The 1,510-nt window shown below is 68.6% G+C and carries 2 protein-coding genes; both read right to left on the bottom strand.

Annotated features, from left to right (window positions below):
- Window positions 1-110 precede the first annotated feature (110 nt).
- Entirely contained in the window at window positions 111-566 is a 456-nt protein-coding gene (locus EOA24_RS37675; RefSeq protein ID WP_126083431.1) for a MaoC family dehydratase, read from the bottom strand.
- Window positions 563-1,510: FAD-dependent monooxygenase (locus EOA24_RS37670; protein WP_189354583.1), on the bottom strand; the 948-nt coding region annotated here is incomplete at its 5' end. The genes EOA24_RS37675 and EOA24_RS37670, both read right to left, overlap by 4 nt.

The following is a 1,510-nucleotide window of genomic DNA, read 5'->3' as shown; positions in this document are numbered from 1 at the left end:
AGCCAGAACCACATCCTGCTCGAAGGCGAACCCGCCTTCGAGGAGTTCATAGACCACGTCCGCGCCTTCATCGCCGAGACGGCGGGCAGGTAAGCGGATACGCGAAGTCCTCAACCCTTGGCGAGCGGCACGGTGAAAACCGTCGCGGTGCCGGTGAGGCAAAGCTCGCCGGCTTCGTTGCGCACCGACGTCTCCAGCTTCGTGATCGGCTTGTCGGCGCGCACCTCCTTGACCTCGACGCGGCCGGTGATCAGTTCGCCGACGCCGACTGCCTTGACGAATTTCCACGACACTTCGAGGAACACCGAACCGGGGCCGGGAAGGTCCTCCGCCACCACCGCGTTCAGGATCCCGGAGGTGACGCCGCCCTGCACGATGAGCTTGCCGAACACCGAGGCCTCGGCCAGTGCCTTGTCGTAATGCAATGGGTTACGGTCGCCGGTCATCTCGGCGAAGGCGTCGATATCCTGCGGTTGGCTGCGCCGCGAGCGCTCGGCAAAGGCGCCCACCTTTGGCCGACCCTTGGTGACGCCGACCCAGCCGTCCTTCATCACATGCACAGTCATGGCCTTGCTCCGGTTCGGTTGCGATTGAGATTCGAGCCGGCCGAAGCCGGCGGCTCGTCCTGATTGGCCGGCGCCAGATGCGCCGTCGGCCGCGATGCAGGGAAGGGTGCCCGACGGCCAGGCATGGGCTGGCCTGCCAGCGCCTGCACCTCTGCCTTCAGCACGCCGCTGAAGCGGCGATGCCGCTCGCCGAGATCGTCGAGCGTCCAGTCGAAGCCGGCGATCGCGTCGGTGGTATCCAGGATCTGGTTGGCGATCAGGTCGCGCTGCTGCTGCCAGATCGCGAATGCCGCCTCCGAGCCATCGAGGATGGCCCGCGCCAGAGTTTCGGCGTCGCGCAGCGCATCGGAAATGCCGTGCGAGGTGATCGGGTCGCGGAAGAAGCCGGCGTCACCCACCAGCGCCCAGCCGGGGCCGTGCGCCTGGCGGATATAGCCCGGCACGCCGCGGAACGCCTGCAGGCGCGCATCCTTCGGCGCCAGGGCCGCCTGTGCGGCAAGAGCCGGCGCAAGCGCTTCGAGCACATCCATGCGGGCACGCGCATGGCCGAGGCGGAAGCGCTGGTCGAACAGGCCGGTCGGCGCCGATGCGACAATGCAGGCGAGGCCGTCATTGGTCGGGATGAAGGAGCCGGCGATCCCGTTGCGGAAGTACCAGTGATAGCCGGCGCCCGGCTCGACGGGCGCATAGCCATAGACATGGGCGGCGGACACCGCGCCGCGCCGCAAGGGCTGGGCGTCGACGCATTTTGCCACCAGCGAGCCGATGCCGTCGGCGCCGACCACGATATCGGCGCTGACCCGGAGCGATGCGCGGCCGGCAGCGCGGATATCGACGCCGCGCACCCGCCCGCGTGTGTCGGCGAAGAGATCGCCGACCGCGACTTCGTGCAGGATCTCCGCGCCAGCCTTGCGCGCCGCGTCGACCAGGATGCGGTCGAGCAC

Source organism: Mesorhizobium sp. M2A.F.Ca.ET.039.01.1.1 (genome assembly GCF_003998035.1).
GTDB lineage: Bacteria > Pseudomonadota > Alphaproteobacteria > Rhizobiales > Rhizobiaceae > Mesorhizobium.
Note: the sequence above shows the minus strand (reverse complement) of the source record. Positions and strands in the feature narration are given on the sequence as shown.